Source organism: Hyphomicrobium sp. DY-1 (assembly GCF_047497105.1).
Lineage (GTDB): Bacteria > Pseudomonadota > Alphaproteobacteria > Rhizobiales > Hyphomicrobiaceae > Hyphomicrobium_B.
The window spans coordinates 59,808-82,586 of record NZ_CP134870.1; the positions used below are offsets into that span (position 1 = coordinate 59,808).

Annotated in this window: 25 protein-coding genes; 14 read left to right on the plus strand and 11 right to left on the minus strand. The window is 60.6% G+C overall.

All coding sequences use genetic code 11. The features are described 5' to 3' along the window. Window positions 1-1,815, minus strand: coding sequence for a glucans biosynthesis glucosyltransferase MdoH (gene mdoH, locus RLW41_RS00350; RefSeq protein WP_414463049.1), 1,815 nt, complete (start codon window positions 1,813-1,815; stop codon window positions 1-3). 20 nt (window positions 1,816-1,835) lie between these two features. On the opposite strand from mdoH, the gene RLW41_RS00355 reads away from it, so the two are divergent. The 4 genes from RLW41_RS00355 to RLW41_RS00370 are packed head-to-tail and all read left to right on the plus strand — an operon-like array spanning window position 1,836 to window position 5,158. Beyond that, entirely contained in the window at window positions 1,836-2,861 is a 1,026-nt protein-coding gene (locus tag RLW41_RS00355) for a zinc-dependent alcohol dehydrogenase (protein ID WP_414463050.1), read from the plus strand. A 23-nt stretch (window positions 2,862-2,884) separates the two neighbouring features. Beyond that, window positions 2,885-3,289: a 6-pyruvoyl trahydropterin synthase family protein gene (locus RLW41_RS00360; protein WP_409560381.1), complete on the plus strand. Its 405-nt coding sequence runs from the start codon at window positions 2,885-2,887 to the stop codon at window positions 3,287-3,289. Continuing rightward, window positions 3,282-4,328 (plus strand): glycosyltransferase family 4 protein, encoded by a 1,047-nt coding sequence (locus RLW41_RS00365; protein ID WP_409560382.1) that lies wholly within the window; start codon window positions 3,282-3,284, stop codon window positions 4,326-4,328. Before RLW41_RS00360 ends, RLW41_RS00365 begins: the two co-directional genes overlap by 8 nt. Continuing rightward, complete coding sequence (locus RLW41_RS00370; RefSeq protein ID WP_414463051.1) at window positions 4,325-5,158, plus strand: methyltransferase domain-containing protein; 834 nt, start codon at window positions 4,325-4,327, stop codon at window positions 5,156-5,158. Before RLW41_RS00365 ends, RLW41_RS00370 begins: the two co-directional genes overlap by 4 nt. 12 nt (window positions 5,159-5,170) lie before the next feature. Here the strand turns inward: RLW41_RS00370 and RLW41_RS00375 are convergent, their stop codons facing one another. Both RLW41_RS00375 and RLW41_RS00380 read right to left on the minus strand, forming a co-directional pair. Beyond that, window positions 5,171-5,770 (minus strand): cytochrome b, encoded by a 600-nt coding sequence (locus tag RLW41_RS00375; protein ID WP_414463052.1) that lies wholly within the window; start codon window positions 5,768-5,770, stop codon window positions 5,171-5,173. 4 nt (window positions 5,771-5,774) lie between these two features. Beyond that, a complete protein-coding gene (locus RLW41_RS00380; protein WP_414463053.1) occupies window positions 5,775-6,446 on the minus strand; it encodes a RibD family protein in 672 nt (223 codons plus the stop codon). 195 nt (window positions 6,447-6,641) lie between these two features. Between RLW41_RS00380 and RLW41_RS00385 the strand changes: the two genes are divergently transcribed. Beyond that, a complete protein-coding gene (locus RLW41_RS00385; protein ID WP_414463054.1) occupies window positions 6,642-8,417 on the plus strand; it encodes a glucan ABC transporter ATP-binding protein/ permease in 1,776 nt (591 codons plus the stop codon). Window positions 8,418-8,465: 48 nt separating this feature from the next. Here RLW41_RS00385 and RLW41_RS00390 read toward each other — a convergent pair whose 3' ends face one another. The 4 genes from RLW41_RS00390 to RLW41_RS00405 all read right to left on the minus strand — a co-directional run bounded on the left by RLW41_RS00390 (window position 8,466) and on the right by RLW41_RS00405 (window position 11,247). After that, window positions 8,466-9,107 (minus strand): GTP cyclohydrolase II, encoded by a 642-nt coding sequence (locus RLW41_RS00390; RefSeq protein ID WP_409560385.1) that lies wholly within the window; start codon window positions 9,105-9,107, stop codon window positions 8,466-8,468. A 253-nt stretch (window positions 9,108-9,360) separates the two neighbouring features. After that, window positions 9,361-9,798 carry a CoA-binding protein gene (locus tag RLW41_RS00395; protein WP_414463055.1) on the minus strand — a complete coding sequence of 146 codons (438 nt, stop codon included), beginning with the start codon at window positions 9,796-9,798 and terminating at the stop codon, window positions 9,361-9,363. A 2-nt stretch (window positions 9,799-9,800) separates the two neighbouring features. After that, on the minus strand, window positions 9,801-10,616 hold the full coding sequence (locus RLW41_RS00400; RefSeq protein WP_414463056.1) for an enoyl-CoA hydratase: 816 nt from the start codon (window positions 10,614-10,616) through the stop codon (window positions 9,801-9,803). A gap of 40 nt (window positions 10,617-10,656) precedes the next feature. Next, window positions 10,657-11,247: a hypothetical protein gene (locus tag RLW41_RS00405; protein WP_414463057.1), complete on the minus strand. Its 591-nt coding sequence runs from the start codon at window positions 11,245-11,247 to the stop codon at window positions 10,657-10,659. Window positions 11,248-11,650: 403 nt separating this feature from the next. Between RLW41_RS00405 and rplM the strand changes: the two genes are divergently transcribed. From rplM to argC, 4 genes are all read left to right on the plus strand, one after another. Further along, on the plus strand, window positions 11,651-12,112 hold the full coding sequence (gene rplM / locus RLW41_RS00410) for a 50S ribosomal protein L13 (protein ID WP_414463058.1): 462 nt from the start codon (window positions 11,651-11,653) through the stop codon (window positions 12,110-12,112). A 5-nt stretch (window positions 12,113-12,117) separates the two neighbouring features. After that, window positions 12,118-12,597: a 30S ribosomal protein S9 gene (gene rpsI, locus RLW41_RS00415; protein ID WP_013948225.1), complete on the plus strand. Its 480-nt coding sequence runs from the start codon at window positions 12,118-12,120 to the stop codon at window positions 12,595-12,597. A gap of 162 nt (window positions 12,598-12,759) precedes the next feature. After that, complete coding sequence (locus tag RLW41_RS00420; protein WP_414463059.1) at window positions 12,760-13,518, plus strand: YjbE family putative metal transport protein; 759 nt, start codon at window positions 12,760-12,762, stop codon at window positions 13,516-13,518. After that, window positions 13,515-14,456 (plus strand): N-acetyl-gamma-glutamyl-phosphate reductase, encoded by a 942-nt coding sequence (argC, locus tag RLW41_RS00425; RefSeq protein WP_414463060.1) that lies wholly within the window; start codon window positions 13,515-13,517, stop codon window positions 14,454-14,456. Before RLW41_RS00420 ends, argC begins: the two co-directional genes overlap by 4 nt. A gap of 74 nt (window positions 14,457-14,530) precedes the next feature. Here the strand turns inward: argC and RLW41_RS00430 are convergent, their stop codons facing one another. After that, window positions 14,531-15,652 carry a COX15/CtaA family protein gene (locus RLW41_RS00430; RefSeq protein WP_414463061.1) on the minus strand — a complete coding sequence of 374 codons (1,122 nt, stop codon included), beginning with the start codon at window positions 15,650-15,652 and terminating at the stop codon, window positions 14,531-14,533. A gap of 107 nt (window positions 15,653-15,759) precedes the next feature. Between RLW41_RS00430 and RLW41_RS00435 the strand changes: the two genes are divergently transcribed. After that, complete coding sequence (locus tag RLW41_RS00435; protein WP_409560391.1) at window positions 15,760-15,969, plus strand: DUF2842 domain-containing protein; 210 nt, start codon at window positions 15,760-15,762, stop codon at window positions 15,967-15,969. Between the two features lie 14 nt (window positions 15,970-15,983). Here RLW41_RS00435 and RLW41_RS00440 read toward each other — a convergent pair whose 3' ends face one another. After that, window positions 15,984-17,519 carry a hypothetical protein gene (locus RLW41_RS00440; protein WP_414463062.1) on the minus strand — a complete coding sequence of 512 codons (1,536 nt, stop codon included), beginning with the start codon at window positions 17,517-17,519 and terminating at the stop codon, window positions 15,984-15,986. Between the two features lie 636 nt (window positions 17,520-18,155). Here RLW41_RS00440 and RLW41_RS00445 point away from each other — a divergent pair. Continuing rightward, complete coding sequence (locus RLW41_RS00445) at window positions 18,156-19,517, plus strand: histidine kinase (RefSeq protein ID WP_409560393.1); 1,362 nt, start codon at window positions 18,156-18,158, stop codon at window positions 19,515-19,517. Then, window positions 19,514-20,131, plus strand: a complete 618-nt coding sequence (locus tag RLW41_RS00450; protein ID WP_414463063.1) for a response regulator — start codon at window positions 19,514-19,516, stop codon at window positions 20,129-20,131. The genes RLW41_RS00445 and RLW41_RS00450 overlap by 4 nt, the downstream gene beginning before the upstream one ends. A 71-nt stretch (window positions 20,132-20,202) precedes the next feature. Here RLW41_RS00450 and RLW41_RS00455 read toward each other — a convergent pair whose 3' ends face one another. Both RLW41_RS00455 and RLW41_RS00460 read right to left on the minus strand, forming a co-directional pair. Then, on the minus strand, window positions 20,203-20,763 hold the full coding sequence (locus tag RLW41_RS00455; protein ID WP_409560395.1) for an SRPBCC family protein: 561 nt from the start codon (window positions 20,761-20,763) through the stop codon (window positions 20,203-20,205). Between the two features lie 165 nt (window positions 20,764-20,928). Then, window positions 20,929-21,732 carry a response regulator gene (locus RLW41_RS00460; RefSeq protein ID WP_414463064.1) on the minus strand — a complete coding sequence of 268 codons (804 nt, stop codon included), beginning with the start codon at window positions 21,730-21,732 and terminating at the stop codon, window positions 20,929-20,931. Between the two features lie 247 nt (window positions 21,733-21,979). Here RLW41_RS00460 and RLW41_RS00465 point away from each other — a divergent pair, with 247 nt between their 5' ends. Together RLW41_RS00465 and RLW41_RS00470 are read left to right on the plus strand one after the other, a co-directional pair. Continuing rightward, window positions 21,980-22,219 (plus strand): NepR family anti-sigma factor, encoded by a 240-nt coding sequence (locus RLW41_RS00465; protein WP_013948237.1) that lies wholly within the window; start codon window positions 21,980-21,982, stop codon window positions 22,217-22,219. Continuing rightward, window positions 22,216-22,758, plus strand: coding sequence for a sigma-70 family RNA polymerase sigma factor (locus RLW41_RS00470; protein WP_414463065.1), 543 nt, complete (start codon window positions 22,216-22,218; stop codon window positions 22,756-22,758). The genes RLW41_RS00465 and RLW41_RS00470 overlap by 4 nt, the downstream gene beginning before the upstream one ends. The last annotated feature ends 21 nt before the right edge of the window (window positions 22,759-22,779 follow it).

Genomic DNA, 22,779 nt, shown 5'->3' on the forward strand with positions numbered 1-22,779 from the left:
CTACCGTCCAGCCTCAAGGGCGCGTATCTCGGCGGGCGGCGCGAAATCTTCGGGAATGCCTGCGATACCGTGGCGGCGGAAAAAGCGGCCGACCGCCGGGCTCGCCGTGAAAAACGCAAACGGAATGGCGAGCAGATATCCTGCCGTCAGTGGCAGGCTCCAGAGCAGCAGTCGCGGAGAAATAACGGCCAGTGCCAGATAGAGCGAAATGCCGAACACGAGCTGCGGCCATAGCGCCTCTATGGCTGTGCGCCACGAAAGCCCCGTGCCGTCGCGCTGTTGTCCATTCCAAGCGATCGATTTCCCCAACACGAGCGCGATCATAAACATTGAGGTGCGAATTGTCGTGACGGAACCGAGAATGAGCGAAAACAAAATTTCGCCGACCGCGCTCAGCGAAAAACGGGCGCTCCCGCCGAAGCGGCGAACCTCTCCCGGCGTCATGATCGCATCGGCAATTCCTGCAAGTTTCGGCGCGAGGTGCATGACAATCAGCATGACATAAAGCATTTCGACGACATGCCACGGGAAGTCGGCGACATTTTGTGCGTTTAAGACCATAAGGGGCAAAAGGGCGGCGAACAGTGTCCAGGCCGGAACGCCGAGAAACATCAGGATTGCCCAGAGAAGCTGGAAACGGCTCACCGGCTTCAGTCCGGACAGGCCGATCAGCCGAACATACTGCAGATTGCCCTGGCACCAGCGGTTATCGCGCTGCATGAACTCGATGAGATCGGGCGGATTATCTTCATAGGAGCCGGCTTCGACCGGCAGCACACGCACTTCGTAGCCCGCGCGACGCATCAGAACAGCTTCGACCTGATCGTGCGAGAGGATCTGTTTGCCGCCGAGCAGACCGTCCAGTGCGCAGTGCTCGACATAAGGCTTGATGCGCACGAGCGCATTGTGTCCCCAGAACGGTCCGCAGTCGCCGACCCACCAGGCTTGCCCCATCGTGTAGGTGCGCATGCCGAGCCGCATGCCGAACTGGAAGATGCGCGCAAACGCCGATGATGACGGCGTGCCGACGACGAGGCTTTGCAGGATGCCCAGACGGGGATGCGCTTGCATGATACGGACGAGATCGACGATGGTTTCGCCGGTCATCAGGCTGTCGGCGTCGAGCGCCAGCATCAGCTCATAGTCGGAGCCCCAGCGCGCGGCGAAGTCGCGGACGTTCCCGGCTTTGAAGCCTGTGTTTTCGGTGCGGCGGCGGTAAACGATCCTGTCGCGATCCGCGTCGGCCGCGCGCCATTCGGCGATCAGACGTTCCTCTTCAGCCGCGATGTCGGCGCGGTTGGTGTCGCTCAGAATGAAATACGAAAAGCGCGCGGCATCGGATGTGCGATCGAGGCTGGCCTTGACGATCTTCAGTCGGAGAAGCGCCCGAGCCGGGTCCTCGTTGCGGACCGTCATCAAAACGGCGGTGTTAACCGTGATCGGCGGCGGTTCGCTGATGGATGTCCAAAATGCCGCTTCACCGTTAGATTTCGTCCGCTTTTGCGCTCTGCTCCCATGAAGCTGCCACAGGCCGATGACAGCGTTCCAGAAGCCGAGAATCGGCCATGGAACACCGAGTGCCACGCATATGACCATGATCGCCGACGTCAGCGTCCAGCCTCCGTGGGCAAGAGCGTGTGCCGCGACGAGCACGATGAGGAGCCAGGTTGCAGTGTTCAATATGAAAGCGGTGCAACGCCGCCGGGCCAGCGTCGCTCTTGCATCGAGACCCGCCGGGGTCGTAAGGCTCTCGCACTCGACTATTGCCACAGCATCAGCCTTCGACATCCCGTCGCGCTCGGCACCGATCGTCATTACGGACCCAATCCTTCGCAATGAATGACCCGCAGAGCACCTTCGAACCCAACGCCCGGCCGACCCGCCGCAGCCAAGGCCAGATCGTGGTTGCGCGCGCTCTCTGGTACGTCAAGCCGGGCGTGGCCGAAATCCGGACCGAACGCCTAGCTCCGCCGCCTCCTGGCCATGTGCGGATTGCCGCCGAGTATTCCGCGATCAGTCGCGGCACCGAACGCCTCGTCGCTCTCGGTCAAGTGCCGGAAAGCGAATGGTCTCGCATGCGCGCGCCGTTGCAGGCTGGAGCATTCTCATTTCCGGTCAAATACGGCTATTCGGCGACGGGCGTCGTTACAGCGGGCGCCGATACGCTCATCGGCCGTCGCGCCTTCGTGTTGCATCCGCATCAAGATTATTTTCAAGCACCGGAGACGATGCTGGCGCTGCTTCCCGAGGTCGTGCCGTCGCGCCGGGGCGTGCTTGCCGCCAATATAGAAACGGCACTCAACGCCCACTGGGACGCGGGCACGACGCTTGGCGACCGCGTGCTCGTCGTCGGGGCAGGCATCGTCGGTCTGCTGACGGCCTATCTCGCCCGGCGGATTGCGGGCACGGAGGTCGCGATCCTAGACGTCAATCCGGCGCGCGCACGACTTGCCGAAGCGCTCGGCATCCGGTTCGTTTCACCATCGGACGCGCCAACGGATAATCGCATCGTCTTTCATGCGAGTGCGACCAGCGCCGGACTAGAGGCGGCGCTGAACGCCTGCGCATTCGAAGGTGTGGTCGTTGAGATGAGCTGGTATGGATCGGAACCCGTGACGGTGAGGCTTGGCGGCGCGTTTCACAGCCGGCGCTTGAAAATCGTATCGTCTCAGGTCGGGCACGTCGCACCGAGCCACCGCGGAACACTGAAGCACGCCGATCGCCTTGCGCGCGCCATTGCCCTATTGGATGACGCCCGTCTCGATGCGCTCGTTTCGGAAGAGGTGCATTTCGACGATTTGCCATCGGTGTTGCCGCGGATCTGGTCGTCATCCGACTTGCCGCCGGTCATTCGCTATTAATCTCATCAGGTGAAGAAGCTCAGATGTTCTCCGTCGAAGTCCGCAACCGTATTATGATCGCCCACTCGCTGCCGGATCCGTTTTTCGGACCCGCGCAGAACATGCATGGCGCAACCTTCGTGGTCGATGTCGCGTTCTTCCGCGAAGCGCTGACGGCGCAGAATGTCGTCGTCGATATCGGCGCGGCGCTTGACGTCCTGGGGCAAACGTTGAAGCCCCTCGCCTACCAGAACCTCGACACCCTGCCGCAGTTCAAAGGTGTGCTGACGACGACCGAATTCCTTTGCAAATATATCTTCGACCAGATGGCGGCGGCGGCGCTGTCCGGCGCGCTTGGTGACGACGGAAAGACGCTTGCGCGGGTCCGTGTCACGCTGTCTGAAACGGATCTGGCGCGCGCGAGCTACGAGGGACCGATCGGTGGCTGAAGCGGTATTCGCCATTCCAGGAGACTTGAAAACGGCGACGGGAGGCTACGCCTACGATCGCCGTGTGATGGAATTGCTTCCGGCGTTCGGCGTTCCGGTTTCGGTCTTGGCGCTGCCCGCGTCGTTTCCCAATCCTACCGAAAGCGATCTGGAGGACGCGCGGCAGGCGCTTGCAGGATTGCCCGCAAATTCCGTGCTCGTCGTCGATGGCTTGGCGTTCGGCGCCTTCACCAACGACGTGCTCGATGCCATCAAGGGCCGCGTCGTCGGCCTCGTGCATCATCCGCTGTTTCTTGAAACGGGCCTGCCGCATGCGCGCAAAGTCGAATTGAAAGACAGCGAAGAACAAGCGCTAAGGCGCGCCAGCCACATCATCGTGACGAGCCGCGCGACGAAGCGGATCGTAACCGAGCACATGGGTATCTCGTCGGAGAAAATCACCGTCGCGCAGCCCGGAACCGATCCGGCGCAGCGGGCAACCGGAACCGGCGCGCCGCTGCAGATCCTCGCGGTCGGCGCTGTGATGCCGCGCAAAGGCTATGATCTTCTCGTCGAAGCGTTGGCGCCGCTGGCCGACATCGATTGGCGGCTGACAATTGCGGGCGCGCTCGACCGTCATCCGCAAGCTGTCGAATCGGTGCAAGAGGCCATTCGCAAGCACGGGCTCGAAGATCGCGTTACGCTTGCGGGCAAGGTCGTGCCGGCCACGCTCGACCGCTTTTACGAGAGCGCAGATCTGTTCGTCTCGGCGTCTCTTTTCGAAGGATATGGCATGGTGCTGGCGGAAGCCATGGCGCGTGGACTGCCCATCGTGCTCGCAGCAGGCGGTGCTGCGGCCGACACAGCGGGCGAAGCCGCCGCACTGCATGTCGAAGCTGGCAACGTGCCGGAACTGACAGCAGCGCTGCAACGTGCGTTGACGGACAAAAAACTCCGCGACCGGCTCGCTGATGCTGCCTGGGAAGCGGGCCGGACGCTTCCGACCTGGCACGAAACGGCTCGCCGGATCGCTGCCGTTATTCTGGGACTTCGACCGTGAGTGACTTTTCCGCCGAATGGCTCGACCTGCGCGAAGCGGCCGATAGGCGCGCACGTAATCCGCAAGTCGCAAACGCCGTGTCCGCTCGCTTTGCGTTGCGCGACGAACTGAACGTCCTCGACCTTGGTTCCGGCACAGGCGCCAATCTTCGCGCGACGGCGCACCTTTTGCCATCGCGGCAAACGTGGACGCTTGTCGATCGCGACGCGGCATTGCTCGATGCTGCGCGCACGAAACTCACGCGTTGGGCCGACACGCACACGACCGACGGCGACGCGCTGGAGCTAGAGAAAAGCGGACGCAAAATTCGCGTCATTTTCAAATCGGCGGATCTGGCACACGATACGCAAGCGTTGATCGCGGAGGGTGTTCAGCTCGTCACGGCGTCGGCGTTTTTCGACCTGACGTCCGAGAGCTATATCCGCGAACTTGCGAAAGCCGTCGTCAGCGCTAAAGCGGCGTTCTACGCGACGCTCGTCTATAACGGCTTGCAGAAGTGGACACCGCATCGGCCGGCCGACAATCAAATGACGGCAGCGTTTCAGCGTCACCAGATGGGCGACAAAGGCTTCGGCTCTGCAGCCGGTCCTCTCGCTGGTTCGCATCTCGTCGATCAATTTCGCATCAACGGCTATCTGGCGCTGTCCGGTGAGAGCCCATGGCGGCTCGATCGCGCCGATCGCATGCTGATCGAAGAACTGGTGCGCGGCCACGCGGTCGCCGTGACGGAAGACGGCGGCGTCGATGAGAAAACCATCGTGACGTGGGTGAACGTGCCGCGCAGCGCAGCGTTCGTGGGGCATACCGACGTCTTCGCGGCGCCTCAGTAAGCGCTTCCTTTATCAGGCGACCCGCTTGGGGATCATCCGCTCGACCACCCGATCCCTGCGGACGAAATAGTGATAGACGGCGGCGATGATGTGCAGCGTGACGAAGCCGATGATCAGGAATGCGCCCAGTTCGTGCCACTCGAAGATTTCCTTCGAGAGGTCATCATTCTTCACTGTCAGCATCGGCAGTCGAAAATTGAAGATATCGAGAAAGTCGCCGTATGAGATCGCCAGATAGCCGAGAACGGGAACCGCGATCAGCAGCGCGTACAGCGCCCAGTGCACGAGATGGCTGATGCCGGTCAATGCGGGTGGCACGGTCGGGTCGGAGCGCGGTGCGCCCTGTGTCAGCCGGTAGAGCAGCCGCAGCACGACGAGCGTCAGCACAATCAATCCGAGCAACTTATGTGAGCTATAAAGATAGCCGGTCAGCGCATCCCACACGCCTTTGACCGGTTCGCCCTTTTCGTTGACCGACGGCATCTCATTGCCGCGGTACGACATGTAGAAGCCGAGGGGGAATTGAATGAAAATCAATAGCGCGATCAGCCAATGAAAGGCGCGCGCCGTCGGCGTGTAGGTCGGGAGAGCATATTTCGGATCTTGGGCCATGCCGCTATCCTCTCCGTTGATGCCTCAAATCACAATCAAACAGCACGTCGCCGCCGTCAAGAACATGCACCGTCGTTTCTGGCCGCAACGCATCGCCGAGCCGGTCGACGGGCAACAGCGAAAGTCCTTGAATACCTGAACCCAATATCATTGGCGCGACAAGGATATGAAGACGATCAACCATATTTGCATCGATGAAATTCGAAACCGTCGCGGCGCCGCCTTCCACCAAAATTTTCCTGAAGCCGCGCGCGAAAAGCGCCGAGACGATGGCGTACGGCGCCAGGCGCCCTTCCGTTGAGGCGACGACCAGCAGTTCGGCACCTTCCGGAACGACGCGTTCATGATCTCCGATAACGAGGCATGGCCTGTTGCTGACGGAAAGACAGCGGGCCGATGCCGGGAGGCGTCCGCGCGGATCAATGATGACGCGGACGGGTTGCTGACCCTCGACGCGGCGGACGGTGAGTTGCGGATCGTCGGCGATCACCGTTCCTACGCCGACGACGACGGCATCGACGTGGGCGCGAAGGCGATGCAGGTGATCGAGGGCCGCCGGGCCGTTGATCCAGCGTGACTCGCCATGCGTCGTCGCAATGCGCCCGTCGAGGGATTGTCCGAGCTGGGCGACGATGAACGGACGTTCAGGCGATGCGCTCAAAATGGCGTCGAACATCCCTGTCTCATGGTTTTTAGCGGATGTCATAGAGTCTTAGCGTGCTATAAGGTGCAAAACCGAGCGCAAGGAGCATTGGAGCCGAAGAGCCAACCGCCAATTGAGCCGTCCACGGTTGATTTGCATGCAGCGCAATTCACCTGTGTTACCGGCGTTCTCCATGCCCTCTCCATTATCCTCTCATAGCATCCCGACATGACGACGAAACCGCTCGGCCTGATCGCAATCTACACGCGCTCGCTCGCCCTGCTCGCATCCGAGAAATATCTGGCGATGGGTCTTGCGGCCGCCGGCGTCGTCATCGCCGTCACGCAACTTGCCGAGCCCATTCTGTTCGGGCGCGTCGTCGATGCCCTGAGCAAAGGTGAAAGCGCCTTCGTCTATATCGGACTTTGGGCGCTGCTGGGACTGTTCGGCATTATCGCCGGCGTCATCGTCGGTATCAATGCCGACCGGCTGGCGCACCGGCAGAAGCTCGCGCATCTGGCGAGCGTTTTCGAAAAGACAATCTCGTTGCCGCAAAGCGCCCACGCGGCCCGCGGCTCGGGCGCAACGATCCGAACAATTTTGTCGGGAATGAGCGCGTTGTTCTGGTTGTGGCTCGGCGTCATGCGCGAGCAATTGGCGACCGTGTTCGGCATTATCCTTCTGGTGCCGACAGCGTTCGCCATGGACGTCCGGATGGCGACGATCCTGGTGGCGCTCGCCGGCGCCTACACGTTGATGCACGTCTTCGTCGTCAAGCGGACCGCAGTCGGGCAGGCCGCGGTCGAAGATCATGAGACGGCGCTGTCGAGCCGCGTGGTCGATGTCGTCGGCAACGTCACTGTGGTGCAGAGCTACGGACGGCTGAAAGCCGAAGCCGATGCGCTGCGCGGACTCGCGAACGATCTTTTGTCGGCTCAGTACCCGGTGCTGACGTGGTGGGGCGTGTTGACCGTGATGCAGCGTTCGGCGGCAACGCTGACGATGGTTGTCATCTTTACGGCGGGCGCCATTCTCGTCGGACGCGGCGAGCTGACGGTCGGGCAGATCGTCAGCTTCGTGGCTTTTGCGACGCTGCTGATCTCGAAGCTCGATCAGCTTTCGGGTTTTGCCGTGCGCATAGATCAGCAAGCGCCGACGATCACGGCTCTGTTCGATTTGATGGATGAAGTCGGCGCGGTTGGCGACGCGCCCGGCGCAAAGCCGCTTGCGGCCGTTGAAGGCGCCGTCGCGTTCGACCATGTCAACTTCCGCTACGACGGCAGCCCGCAGGGCATCACTGACTTGTCGTTCGCGGCGAAGGCCGGCGAAACGGTTGCGTTTGTCGGACCGACAGGATCGGGCAAGTCGACGACGATTGGCTTGCTCCAACGATTCCTGAAACCCAGCTCGGGGCGGGTATTGATTGATGGGCAGGACATCGCTGGTGTGACGCTCGCATCGCTGCGCTGCAATATCGCCGTCGTGTTTCAGGATGCGGGACTTTTCAATCGTTCGATCGGCGAGAACATCCGCATCGGCAAACCGGGCGCGACGGATGCCGAGGTCGAGCACGCGAGCCGTCTGGCCGAAGCGCACGACTTCATCATGCGCAAGCCGGACGGATACGATTTTGTCATCGGCGAGCGCGGACTGGCTTTGTCGGGCGGCGAACGCCAACGCATCGCCATCGCCCGTGCCATCCTGAAGGACGCGCCGATCCTCATTCTCGACGAAGCAACGAGCGCGCTCGATTCTGAGACCGAGGCGAAGATCAAGCGCGCGCTCGACACGCTGCGCACAGGCCGGACGACGTTCGTCATAGCGCATCGATTGTCGACCGTTGCGGATGCGGATCAGATCTTCGTCCTGGATCAGGGCAAAGTTGTTGAGCATGGCCAGTTCACCGAACTCGCGGAGCGGGGTGGGCTCTTCTCCCGGCTCGTGGCCGAGGGCGGCTTCACGGTGCCGAAGACGACGGAAAAGCCGCGAGAACCAGTGGCGTGATGGTCCGGTGCGGAAGCATGGCCCTGTCCCACGGGAGAGGAAAAAGCGTCAGAGCTTGTGGGCCATACGGGCGCGCTTGGTGTCGAGGTAGCGCTGATTGAACTTGTTCGGCGCGGCGACGAGCGGCAGACGCTCGGCGATGCGGATGCCGTGCTGCTTGAGAGCCTGCTCCTTGGCCGGGTTGTTCGACAGCAGCTTGATCTCCGGCATGCCGAGGTCGCGCAGGACACGCGCCGTCAAACCATAATCGCGGCTATCGATCGGAGCACCGACTTCGATGTTGGCCTCAACGGTGTCGAAGCCCTGGTCTTGCAGCGCGTAAGCCTGGATCTTCTTGAATAGGCCAATCCCCCGGCCCTCGTGATAGGGCACATAGATGATGGCGCCGTAGGGCACCTCACTGACGATCTTCAGCGCGGCCTGGAGTTGCTGATAGCAGTCGCAGCGGAGCGAATGGAATATGTCGCCCGTAACGCAGCCGGAGTGGACGCGGACCACGGGAACGGGCGCTGAGCCATTAACGGCCGTCGGGTCGCGATGGATAAGGGCCAGGACCTGCTCTTCTTCGCTATCGCCCTGATAGGCGTGCGCTTCGAGCATCAACTCCTTGCCCTGAAAGTCGATGGGAAGAATGGTCTCGACCGACCAATCGGCTGGCAGTTTCACGGACGTCAAGGCACCCGACTTCATCTTTATATCGCTCCGGGATCTCAGAAGGCATATGCCCCATTTGCGAGGCGAACGCAAAGTCTCCTACCTCGGCGGCCTTTTGAATGTTCCGCAGGGAACAGCGAGGTAGGCACGAAATCCGCTAACGCGATTAAATGGGCATAGCCTTGCGGAAGATTTAGGACGTCAGGATGACGCGGTGAGGGCTTCGGACCGAATTGGAATAAGCTTTATATCCAGGGCATAGCCCATCACCCAACCAAAGAATGTCGAATTATCGGCGCATCAGGCGGCTGAATTCGATTTTCGGACAGCGGTCCATGACGACGGTCAGACCGGCGGCGCGGGCTTCGGCTGCGGCATCTTCATTAATGACGCCGAGTTGCATCCAAATCACGCTCACGCCCAGACGGTCCTTCTCGGCGATCACCTCACGGACGATCGCGGGAACGGCGTCGGAGTTGCGGAAAATATCGACGACGTCGGCGGGCGGAGGAACGTCGGCCAGCGTCGCATGGACCAATTGGTCGTGAATGGTCTTACCGGCGATGCCGGGATTGACGGGTTTCACTGTGTAGCCTTTGGCGATCAAAAACCGCATCACGTCGTAGCTCGGCCGCTCGGGTTTCTGAGATGCTCCGACTACTGCAAATGTTTCGACGCGCGCAAGGATGGCGCGGATTTCGGCGTCGTCCAAACTGTCAATGGACAAGATCACTTGTCCTTCCATTCGGGGTGGCGCTTTTCGATGAAGGCGCAGATCCCCTCACCGGCGTCGGCCGTCAGCATATTGTTGACCATCACCTCGCTGGCATAGGCATAGGCGTCGTCGAGCGGCATCTCCGCTTGGCGATAGAACGCCGCTTTGCCGATGGCGACGGTCGCCTTCGATTTGGCTGCGATGATGCGCGCCATGCTCAGCGCTTCGTCCATGACTTTGTCCGGCGCCACGACGCGATTGACGAGGCCAAAGCTCAGCGCATCCGCCGCAGACAACGCTTCGCCTAGCAGCAGCATTTCCATCGCACGCTTGCGCGAGATGTTGCGGGAGAGCGCGACCATTGGCGTCGAGCAGAAAAGGCCGATATTCACGCCGGGCGTGGCGAAGTCGGCCGTCTCGGCAGCGACGGCGAGATCGCAGGTTGCGACGAGCTGGCAGCCGGCGGCGGTGGCGCGCCCCTCGACCGCGGCGATAACCGGTTTCGGACAGGCGACGATGGCGCGCATCATTGCAGAGCAGGCCGTCATCGTTTCGCGGAAAAACGCCTCGCCGCCATCGGAATCGACGCGGTGCGCGGTCATTTCTTTCAGATCGTGGCCGGATGAATAGACCTTACCACTTGCTGCAAGAATAATGACGGCGACGCTCAGATCGGCGCCCAAACGCTCGACGGTATCGTGCAGTTCGCGAATGACAGCGCGGGAAAGCGCGTTACGCGCCGCAGGCCGGTTGAGCGTCAGCCGTACAATGCCGGGCTCAACGGTCTCGGCGAGGACCAGCGGGGCAGCTACGGGCGAAAGATCCTGCATTCGGGCACTCCGTGCGTGACGCCCGTCAACGAGCGTTTCGCTACTGTAACGCCTTCTCGATCTCGGCGCGATGCGCTTTCACGATCTCGACGTTCTCCTTGTACTGGAGGCGCGGCGTCGTGCCGATCGCTTCATTCAACTCGTCAAGAAGCTGCTTCTTGTCGGCGTCTGGGATCGTCGTGTCCTTCTCGACTTCCTCGCGCTCTTTCTTCAGCGCATCAACCGGATCGACGAAGTTGCCGGTGCCGGTGTCCAGTCCGGCCATGACGATCGAGATGTTCGCGGCCACGTCATCCAGTTCGGCGAAGGTTTTGAAGCCGTGCTTCTTGGCGATGCCTTCGAGTTCTGACTGGAGTGCTGGATCGGGCTTGTCACCCGCCGCCTGGATTTTGCTGGCGATCGCCGCGAGGTCGGCCTGCGCGGCGATGAAGCGCGTCACTTGATCGTCGGTCAGCTTGATCTGCTTCACATCGTCGGGAGCAGGCGCGTCCGAGCCGCTGGCATTGCCCTGCGCGGCCGGAGGATTGGTCGGTGCGGCGACATCTTCGGCGTCCGCCAGTGTCACGCTGGCAGCGAGAGCGAGCCCTCCGATGATCGTGCGCAGCGCCGCCTTGGCCAGAAAGACCGACATCGTGTTCCTCCAGTACACTTTCCGCATCACGCGGACCTGTTGCCCCGCGACCTCTTACGCCCACTCGGACGATAACGAGAAAGCTTCCGCCGTTCCGCTTTCAGATTTCGGTCCCGGTGTGGCGCGCGAAGATCAGTGTGGGATTTAATCCATGCTCCCTGCACCGCCCATGAACAAGGCTTGCACGGCGGCATGGATGGGGCTGGAGTGAGGTGGTATTTTAATACCGTAATGTGGTGTTATTTTACCGTATTTATTATCTGGTTGATTTTGCTATATAATATTCGAAACTAGAAATTGTTCTTGCCAAGGATCGGTATTTCTGCGTATTCACGCCGCTTCTCGGAACGCCACGCGACCAGCCGTCTGGGCGCGGAGCCATCCGCCAAGGAGCTTCAATATAATGTCTACCTATGTCGCCAAGCCGGCCACGGTGGAGAAGAAGTGGGTCCTCATCGACGCCGAAGGGCTCGTTGTCGGCCGCCTCGCCGCTCTCATCGCGACGCGCCTCAAGGGCAAGCACAAACCGATCTACACGCCGCACGTCGATTGCGGTGACAACATCGTCGTCATCAACGCCGAGAAGGTCGTCTTCACCGGCGCCAAGCGCGAAGACAAAGTCTACTACAAGCACACCGGCTATCCGGGCGGCATCAAGGAACGGACGCCGAAGCAGATTCTCGACAGCAAGCATCCGGAACGGATCATCGAGAAGGCCGTTGAGCGCATGCTCGCCCGCGGGCCTCTTCATCGCCAGATCATGCGCAACCTTCGCGTCTACAAGGGCAACGCGCATCCGCATGAAGCGCAGAACCCGGAAAAGCTCGATATCGCGAAGCTCAACCGCAAGAACGTGAGGGTCTAATATCCATGGTTACCGAAACAAAGACCCTCGCCGATCTCGCGGCCGTCAAGGGCTCGGAGCCCGAAGCGGCGCCGGTGCGCACGCAGAAGCTCGACAAGCTCGGCCGCGCTTACGCAACGGGTAAGCGCAAGAATGCCGTCGCTCGCGTCTGGCTGAAGCCGGGCAAGGGCACGATCACGGTCAACGAGAAAGACTATAAGGCCTACTTCGCACGTCCGGTTCTGCAGATGCTTCTGCAGCAGCCGCTCGATCTCGCGAACCGCGCCACGCAGTATGACATCCGTATTTCCGTCGCTGGCGGCGGTCTCTCGGGTCAGGCCGGTGCCGTGCGTCACGGCATCTCCAAGGCTCTCACCTATTATGAGCCGGAGTTGCGCGGTGTGCTGAAGAAGCAGGGCTTCCTGACGCGCGACAGCCGCGTTGTCGAACGCAAGAAGTACGGCAAGGTGAAAGCTCGTAAGTCGTTCCAGTTCTCGAAGCGCTAATCAAACAGCGATCGCCTGGGACGAAAGCACAGCCCGCCACCTTGGCGGGCTGTTTGCTTTTCTGGCTCGGGAGGGTTGTCGCAGAGGCGCCGTGATGCCACATAGCCACTGGCTTTCGGCCGTTGTGGCACACGCTTAAGGACCGGGGGGTTCGGAGAGAGAATGGACGCAGTATTAAACGGCATTCATGACCTATGGACGGTTTTTGTAACGGACATCGGCTTGCTGCTCTCCCCGCACTGGTGGCGGACCCATGCCGTGCCGCTGTTCAACATCCTGATGATCGACCTGACGCTTGCCGGCGACAACGCCATCGTGGTGGGCATGGCGGCGTCCCGCGTCGAGAAGTCGATGCGCACGAAAGTCATCTTCTGGGGCATTCTCGGCGCCGTGATCCTGAGGATCATTTTCTCGGGCATCGCTCAGCAGATGCTGCAAGTCATAGGCCTGACGCTCGCGGGCGGCCTTCTGCTGCTGTTCGTCTGCTGGAAAATGTACAGGCAGATCGTCGAAGCCGATACGCATTCCATTCACGAGGTCGAAAAGAACCTCGCTTCGGGTGCGCCGCATCCGAACCCTGTGTCGTTCTGGGGCGCTCTTTGGACGATCATCCTCGCCGACCTTTCAATGTCGCTCGACAACGTGCTGGCGGTTGCAGGCGCGGCAGGTGAATCGACGCTCGTCCTCATCATCGGTTTGGCGATCGCCATCATTCTAATGGCAGTGGCCTCGACATACATCGCCAAGCTGCTCGCGCGCTATCCCTGGATCGCCTGGGTCGGCCTTGCCATCATCCTGTATGTTGCACTCGATATGATCTATCGCGACAGCCACCGGATCGCCTGTGCCAACTATGGCATCGGCTGCTCGGAAACGATCTGGGAAGGCATCAAGCATCGCATCGGGATGTGGTTAGGATGACGACCGCAACACAAACGAAGCTCGCGCGGGTTTTCATTGATGGCGAGGCCGGAACGACCGGCCTCGAAATCCGCGAGCGGCTGGCTGGCGTCGCCGGTATCGACGTTAAAAGCATCGATCCAGCCAAGCGGAAGGATCGTGCCGCGCGGGCGGACATGCTGCGCGACGTCGATCTCGTCGTGCTGTGCCTGCCGGACGATGCTGCGCGAGAGACCGTGGCGCTGGCCGATGAGCTTGGCGCGCAGGCTCCAAAAATCGTCGATGCTTCGACGGCGCATCGCGTCGCGGAAGGCTGGGCTTACGGTTTCGCCGAACTGACGCCCGGCCACGCCGACGTCATCCGGAGGGCGACGCGCGTCGCCAATCCCGGCTGCTATCCGACGGGCGGGATCGCGCTGCTGCGGCCGCTGGTCGACGCGGGCATCATCGAGCCGGACTATCCGATCACGGTCAATGCCGTGTCGGGGTATTCGGGCGGCGGACGGACGATGATTGAAGCCTATGAGGCTGGTACGGCGCCGTCGTTCGAGCTTTACGGGCTCGGCCTGGAGCACAAGCATGTGCCCGAGCTACAGAGGTATTCGGGACTGTCGCGGCGGCCGATCTTCGTGCCGAGCGTCGGCAACTTCCGGCAAGGGATGCTCGTCTCCGTGCCGTTGCATCTCGATACACTGCCGGGCAAGCCGTGCCTGCGCGATATCGAGCTTGTGCTGGAAGAGCACTATCGCGGCAGCGCGCACGTGAACGTTATCGCCGAGCCATCGGCGAAGATGAACCGCCTGGAGGCCGAAGCTCTAAACGGAACGGACAAGCTTGAGCTGTTCGTGTTCGGAAAGGCTGCGCTGAATCAGGCGGTGCTCGTCGCGCGGCTCGATAATCTCGGCAAGGGCGCGGCCGGCGCGGCCGTCCAGAACATCAAACTGATGCTCGGCCTGTAAGCGGCATTCGCATTTTCGTTCGGACAGCTCCTCACCCCTCCCCGTCAAGGGGAGAAAGCTTGAGCGAGCGAACGTCAGGCCGATGCGCGACCGCGAGCGGCGAAGTAATCGCGCGGAACGATCCCAGCGCGGCGCGTTGCGTGCAAATGCACGATAGCCAGAATGAAAACGATCGCGCCGCCTGCCTGATGCGACAGGGCTAGGTCGAGACGCATGTGCAGCAGCAGCGTCGTAATGCCGAGCGCAATCTGGAAGACGACCGCGGCGCCGAGCCATTGCGACGTCAGGCGGATGCGATCATCGACCGGCGTGCGCGTCGTCAGCCAAATCTGGAAAAAAGCCAAGGCGGCGACGAGATAGGCCACCATGCGGTGATTGAACTGCGAGGCGGCATGGCCTTCGAAGAAGGTCAGATACGCAGGCTTGATCCAATAGTCGGTTGGAATGAACTGACCATCCATCGACGGCCACGTGTTGTAGATGTATCCGGCCCTGAGCCCCGCCACGAAGGCGCCGAGCATGACCTGAATAAGAACCGTGGCAACGATAATGGCGGCCATACGTTTGATCAACGGCGTCGCCACCTCGCCCGTGATGCGCTCCTCTCGCGGCCATTCTTCGAGCGCCGCCCAAACGAGCAGACCGAGGATCATAAACGCCGTCACCAGATGCAGCGCGAGCCGGTACTGGCTTACTTCGATGCGCTCGCTCAAACCGGAGCTGACCATGTACCAACCAATGAAGCCCTGAAGTCCGCCCAGAGCGAGGATGCCGAGAAACTTCTTTCCCGTGCCGCGCTTCAGTTTGCCGGTCCACCAGAAGTACAGAAACGGAATGGCGAACACGAAGCCGATGGCACGGCCGAGCAGCCGGTGGCTCCATTCCCAATAGTAAATGAATTTGAACTGATCGAGGGACATGCCATCATGAATGGCCGTGTACTGTGGGATCTGTTTGTACTTGTCGAACGCCGCCATCCAGTCGGCTTCGTTGAGCGGCGGGATCGCGCCGAGGATCGGTTGCCATTCGGTGATCGAAAGCCCGCTTTCCGTCAGTCGCGTGGCCCCCCCGACGACGACCATCGCCAGCACCAGCGCGGCCACGAACCAAAGCCAGAGCGAAACGGAGCGCCGGCCGGCGTCTTTACCGTTTTGGGCTGTCGTGCCGCGATTATCGGAAAGTTGCATCGTGCTCATCGGCGGGGCATATCCTCAAGCCGTTTAATCGGGGTGTGATACTCTTTCATTGAGGCGGAGCAATGCGCCCATGCGGCGCGGGCTTCAACGCGGGCGATTGTCGGGCTATGACGCAGCGCAAAAGAAAGCTTCTCGGCACGGTAGCTCTACTTTTGCTCGTGGGCATCTATGCAGTCCTGGCGGTCGCAGTCGCGGTTGTCCTGCAGGTTCGCAACGTCAGTAAATTTGCGGAGCTTGCCTATTACGCCGTTGCCGGACTGCTGTGGACGCTCCCGGCCGCGTGGCTCATCAGTTGGATGCAACGTCCCGACCGCTGAAACAGAGAACGCGGCTAGGCGTGCTGAACGGCTAACTCACGCGCGCGCGTCGCACGGGCAATGCGCTGCGCCATGGCCGAAACGGGCGGCTCGGGACGCCGATAATGCAAGATATCGATATCGGTGACGTCAAAACTCAGGAAGGTCGTTGCGTCGCTCGGCGATGACGTGTCGTCGCCATTCGGCTCGACCGTAATCCCGGCATCGAAACGGCCTTCGATACATTCGAACAATGCACGCGCTTCGTTGTGACGTCCTGTCACGACGATATGGTCATAAACCTCGTCCAAGGCATCGAGCGCCAAGTTCAGCAGGTCGGCATCCAGCTTGCGGCCGCCGTACGGAAGCGCAACGCCACTCGCAATCACTTGAGCGCGACTGCCGGGCAGCCGATGGATGATGTCGTCGAAGGTTGCGCGGCCCTGCAACAGATCGTTCCAGCCTACGCTAGCCTCGACCCCGGCTGCCTTTGCAAATCCCTTTCCGCTCGGGCTCCAATCGATCAGGATTGTTTGCGCACCGCAGCCAGCGAGAACTTTCGCCAACTCCAGCGCTTGCTCGTAGGGAATGACGTCCTCGCTCTCCGACGTGATGAGTGTGCGGTGTCCGCCTCCCGACGGCCGCTGCGCCTTGAGGCGGAGGGCGAGCTTTTCGATTTCAGTAAAGGCGGTGGATTGATCGTGCGTCATGGCGGATGGCACAGAGGCGATGTCATCCGGCTCGGCGGGCAGTTCAACCGGCTCTGATATATTCTCAGCCAGTATGGGCTCGTCCGCGATCTCGGGCTTGGTCTCCAGAAGCGGTTCTGGCTTCGGCGCGGGCGCATCCGCGTGCGAGGCTGATGGTTTTTCAGGTTGCCGCTTCGGCAGTCCACGCAGCGCGGTCGTCACGACGATCCACGCGACGGCAAACAACGCAAAGGCCGCGCCTGCCACGACCGAAAGCTCGATCTTCTTCGGGTAGGCGGGCACGGCGTTCGGCACGGCCTTCGATAGGATATGCGCGACCGGCGGTGCCGCCGCTTTGCTCTTGGGCGCATCCGGTGCGCGATAGAAACCCATCTGCACGCTTTTGGCCTCTTGCGCGAGCATCGCTGCATATTTGTCGGCGATGGCATTCGCGATTTTGGCAGCGCGCACAGGATCAAGCGACGTCGCGCGAATGACGATGGCGTGACGATCATTCGTGCCGTGGATGTCGAGGCTGTCGCGCAGAGCCGTGACGACCCGCGTCAATTCGTTGGCACCGCCGCCGTCGTTGTCCAATCCGACCGCGCGCCGCGCGGCATGAAGCAGATCGACCGGCCCCAGCGCGCCGTTGAACTCGGGCTGCTTGGCGAGCGCGAGCTCATCAGCGATGGGGCGCAATAAGAAAGACGATTCCAGAGCGCCGATGTAGGTGCTGATCGCTGCCTGATCCATCGCAGTCGATGACGTGGCGCCTTCCGGCTCGATGGCGATTACGGTTTCGCTTTCATACTGCGGCGCGATCAGCGAGAGCACCGCATATGTCACTGCACTGACAAATACGCTCAACAGGAGGAGCAGCATAGCCTTCTGCTTCAGCGCTTCCGTTATTGTCGGCGCTTGACGGGGTTCAGGCAACGCAGACACACGCGACGGCATTACTTTCAGGGCTCAGTCCGGGGTTTCGGCAATGCCCCGAGTAAGCGTCTGGCGAAGTTAGCAAGTGCTTAATGGAAATGAAAAGATTGGAGACAATTGCGCGCGCCCGCCAAATTCACAGGGCGCATCATCGAAGCGTCGCGATAGCAAAACCGGGTAAAGACGCGCGGCTTGCGACTGGAAATTTTTCCCGCAAATTAGGGAATAATTCCCGGCAAGACGCCATTGCGCTTCTTGTGAGCAGCGAATTGCATATCCGAAAAAGCGCGGATTTCCCGTTCCTGCGCGCATATCGTCTGTAAATGTTGCATTTCGCGACGGCTCGTTTGCGGTTCGCGATGGTCGATCATCTCCAATAGGCGTATGCGATTGAAGTTGGCGGCGTAGGAACGAAAATACGGCGTCATGGAATGGTACGCTCCGGCATTCGAATTCGTTTACAATCGATGAAATGCAGGTTCTTTGCCATTCACCGACCGAAGCTTTGGCAACTTTGCTTGACGCACACATCGGCGTGGGCCAAGAAGTTACAATGTTACAATTGTTTGCATTGCTTTACGAATGCCCTTGAGACGCCGACTTCTCGCGCTCGTCGCGCTCGTCCTCGCGCTTTGCCTTATCGGTGGCGGCGTGCTGACGTACCTATATGGGCTGCGCAAGATCGATCTTGAAATGTCGTCGGCCATGGAAGTCGCGGGCAGCGCCGTCGGCGATGCGCTGACGTCCGTCGTGCCAGGACCCGACGCGAACACGCAGGTTCGCAGGATCATCTCCTCGTTCGACGGCGATCGGCACATCGTTGCTCGCCTCGTCAATCCGACCGGCAAGATTGCGAGCGTGTCACGTCTCGAAAAGCCGTTTGATCCTCCCCCAAGTTGGCTGTTCGGGCTTCTTGCCGGCGAGCAGCGAGCGCGGACGTTCGATCTTCCCAAAGGGGTCCAAGATCTCGGTACGATTCGAATACAGGCTGATCCGCACAATGAAGTCAGCGAGGTCTGGGAAGATCTGAAGCTCAAATTCCTGATCATCGCGAGCTTCTGCGCCGTCGTGCTGACGCTGATCTACGCCACGCTCGGGCGGGCGCTCCGACCGTTGGAACAGCTTTCATCTGCGCTCGACCGCGTCGGAAAAGGCGACTACACGGCCCACGTCGCCGAAGCCGGTCCCGAAGACCTGAAACTGATCTATCAGGCTTTCAACCGCATGGCCGACCAGTTGCAAGCGTCCGAGCATGATAACCACCGCCTCAACGAGCAGCTTTCGACCGTACAGGAAGAAGAGCGTTCCGAGATCGCCCGCGATCTCCATGACGAGATTGGCCCGTTTCTTTTCGCCGCCGACGTCGATGCGCAGGCAATCCCTCTCCTCGCCTCGCGCAATGCGTCCGATGAGATCGTCGAACGAAGCAAGGCCATTCGCCAGTCGGTCCAGCACATGCAGGTGCATTTGCGCGCTATTCTGAGCCGCCTCAGGCCGGCGCTGCTGATCGATCAGGGGCTGGTGATCGCGGTCGAGCAGCTGGTCGCGTTCTGGAAGGCGCGACGACCCAACATCAACTTCACGATGGACATTGAGGACGCGCGTTTTCCAATCGGCATCGAGGAGGTCGCTTTTCGGATTTTGCAGGAGGGCACGAGCAATGCCGTGCGGCATGGGCAGCCTTCCGCCATCGGACTTACGGCGCGGCGCGTCGATGGCGCATTGCGGATCGTCGTATCGGACGACGGCTCGGGAATTACGGTGAATGGAACGAGAGGATTTGGTCTTGCAGGAATGCGAGAGCGCGTGGCGTCGCTTGACGGCCGTCTCCGCATTGCCGATCGCGAAGGGGGGAAAGGCGTGTTGTTGATTGTCGAGATTCCACTGCCGCTGGCGCGAAATAAGAATGATGGCCAGCAAAACATGACCACGAGTGCAGCATGAAAATTCTTATTGTCGATGACCATGGTGTGGTGCGCGAAGGGCTGAGAAAGCTGTTCGTGGCACATTTCGAAGCGGACGTTTTGGAAACGTCCGGCATTGATGAGGCCCTCACCGTCTACCGGCAAGAGCGGCCGGACGTCGTGGTGCTCGATCTCAATCTCGAAGGCGCCGGCGGCCTTGAAGTTCTCAGGCAAATTCTCGCCGCTGACGGCAACGCGCGGGTCGTCGTCTTCAGTATGCACCACGAGCCGATCTATGCCGTTCGCGCACTGCGCGGCGGAGCGCGGGGTTACGTCAGCAAAAGCGCGCCGGTCGAAGAACTGATCGCGGCGATCCGCAAGGTGCGCGCCGGCGAGCAGTACATCGACAGAGATCTCGCGTCGCGCATTGCGGTCAGCCAGATTTCGTCGGACGATCCGCTGCAGTCGCTGTCGATCCGCGAGGTCGAGATTCTTCGGATGCTCGGACAGGGCAAGAGCATGACGGCGATCTCCGAAAGTCTCGGGATCGCTTACAAGACCGTCGCCAACATCTGCACGCAGATGAAGGTGAAGCTCGGCGTCGACCGGACCGCAGACCTCATCCGTCTCGCGATCGAAACGCTGAAGGCATGATCGCCCGACGAGCGAGGAAAAGAAAAAAGGCGCCGATTGCGCGGCGCCTTTTTAACCGTTTCGCGTGACGCTTATTTCTTGTCGTCGTCATCGTCAGGCTTGGTGCCCGCCGTTTTCTTGATGTTGTCGAGACCGGCCTTGAAGATGCCATCGATCACGTCGCGGGATTCCTTGTCGGTCTTACCGTCCGCGGGATCGAATACGGCGGACCAAGCGAAATTGATTTCATCCTCGTCGTCGTCATCCGGCGTCAGAGCAAACTGCGCCTGATAATTTTTGACCGGCAGCGGGCTTTCGAGAATTTCATAGCGGTAGAAGTTCGGCTTCACGTCGAGCAGCTTTTCCTTGATCGTGCCGCCGCCCTTTAGCGTCAGGATGCGGACCTTGGCGTCGCCCTCGGTGGTCTCCTCGCATTTCGCGATAGCCGGATGCCAATCCTGGATCGCGCACCATCCTCCGTACTTGGCCCAGAGACGATCGCGCTCTTCTTTCATCTTTGCCGGGTCGACCTTGAGCTCCAGCTTTTTGCCGACGGCAATGCTGGCCGCGTTGGCGGCGGTGACGGCGCCAAGCGTTCCCACGAGCAGTCCGGCAATCAGTCCGGCGAAGACAGGACCCTGTGCCAATTTCATTGCGCTTCACTCCCAAGTTTTTTTGTCAGTCCCAACGCTCATACGAAAAAGCCGGGACACCCGGCTTCACAAGCGCGTTACTTTATTACTATGGGAAAAAGTCTGGCCGGAAGGGCTCGGGCTGCCTGGATTGTATATCCAGACTCGGAGCGCCGGCTTTAGATATCAGGCGGCGGCAGTCCGAGGATGGGCCTTGGTGTCGAAAAACAGCGCCTGGCTGATGATCGCCATGACGGTGTCGCGCTGAAACGGCTTTGAAATGAGGAAGGTCGGCTCGGGGCGTTCGCCGGTCAGGACCTTTTCGGGATAGGCCGTGATGAAGATGATCGGAACCTCGTCTTCGGCAACGATCTCCTTCGCCGCTTCAAGACCGCTGCTGCCATCGGCAAGCTTAACATCGGCAAGGATGAGCCCCGGCTTGTTGCGTTTCACAGCCGCGAGCGCTTCGTTTTTCGTGGTTGCCACTTCCTGCACGGAATGGCCGAGGCTGGTGACGATGGTTTCAAGGTCCATCGCGATCAGCAGTTCGTCCTCGATGATGAGAACGTTGGTCGCGACCTGATGAGCAATTTCCTGGCCGGCAACTTCAAGAAGCTTCTCGACGTCGGGTTCCGTGACTTCGAGAATGGCGGCCGTCTCGGCCGAGGTGAAGCCTTCAACCGCAACCAGCAGGAACGCTTGCCGGGGCAGCGAGCTGATCGAGTTTATTTTCCGCTGGGCCGCGACAAGCGCGCTGGTCACTTCGTCGCCGCCGCTCGAATCGAGCCGGACCGAATTCCAGACCTTCAGGAACAGGTGATAGAGCGCCATGCGCGGCGGCATGTTCGTCGGGAAGTCCGACGGCGTTGAAACCAGACTTTCGAGAAGCGTCGCAACGTAGGCGTCGCCCGTCTGCTGCGCGCCGGTCAAGGTCCGTGCGAACCGCCGTAAATAAGGCAAGTGCACGCGTATTGTCTGCGCAATCGACATAGCTTTGGACCTCCCAAGCCAAGCGGATGAGTAAACTCATCCTTGGCGAGCGGCAATGCCGCCCGCGCAACCTCCGCGATGGCCAATCTGTACCGGAACAACAACGAACCTGTGAAAGAGATGGTTCCCACCCGGAACAAAATCTCTTGTGCCACGTTCGGCAGACGAGCCCCCCTGCTGACAATGTTACAGGAGTTTGTCTCAATCGGGGCCGGTCGCAATCTTCAACAGGGCTCAAGATCACGTCATGCAGCATCGCCTCGACGCACCCGAGGATTGCAAGAGAACGGACGGCGACTTTCCGGAACCGGAAGGTCAGCCAGAACCCGAGGCCGCAAAAGGCCCTCTTCCGCAGCTTCCCGGATTTGCCGCGCAGCTCATCGGTCAACGCATGCGGGCGATGTATGACACCATCGCCCAGGAGCCCGTCCCCGACGACCTCCTCGAACTTGTCCGCAAGCTCGAGGCCAAGGAGCAGCAGAAGTGACGGAAACTAAGAGTTTCGGGGACGCGCTGATCGAGGCGACCCCAAATCTTAGGGCCTTTGCACATTCGCTGAGCGGCGACGCGCAGCTGTCGAACGATCTTGTCCAGGAAACCTTGCTTAAAGCCTGGACGCACAAAGACTCCTTCGTGCCGGATTCGAACCTCAAGGCGTGGCTGTTCACTATCCTCCGCAACACCTATTTCACGTACTATCGGAAATCCCAGCGTGAAGAGCTCGATGAGGATCATGCGGCGATGAATGCCAGCGTGCCACCACCGCAGCTTACCCATCTTGAATTCGACGACATGCAGAAAGCGCTGATGCGGCTCTCGCCCGACCATCGCGAGGCTCTGCTGCTCATTACCGCGGAAGGCTTCTCGTACGAGGATGCGGCCCGCGTATGCGGCTGCGCGGTCGGGACGATGAAAAGCCGCGTCAACCGCGCCCGCAATCGGCTTCTTGAGGAAATGACCGGTCAGCTCCCAGGCGAAGCTGTGCCGGACGATGAAGACGCCGTCAAAAGCTCGTCAGGCCGATAGCGCGTTTGCGTCAGCCAATCT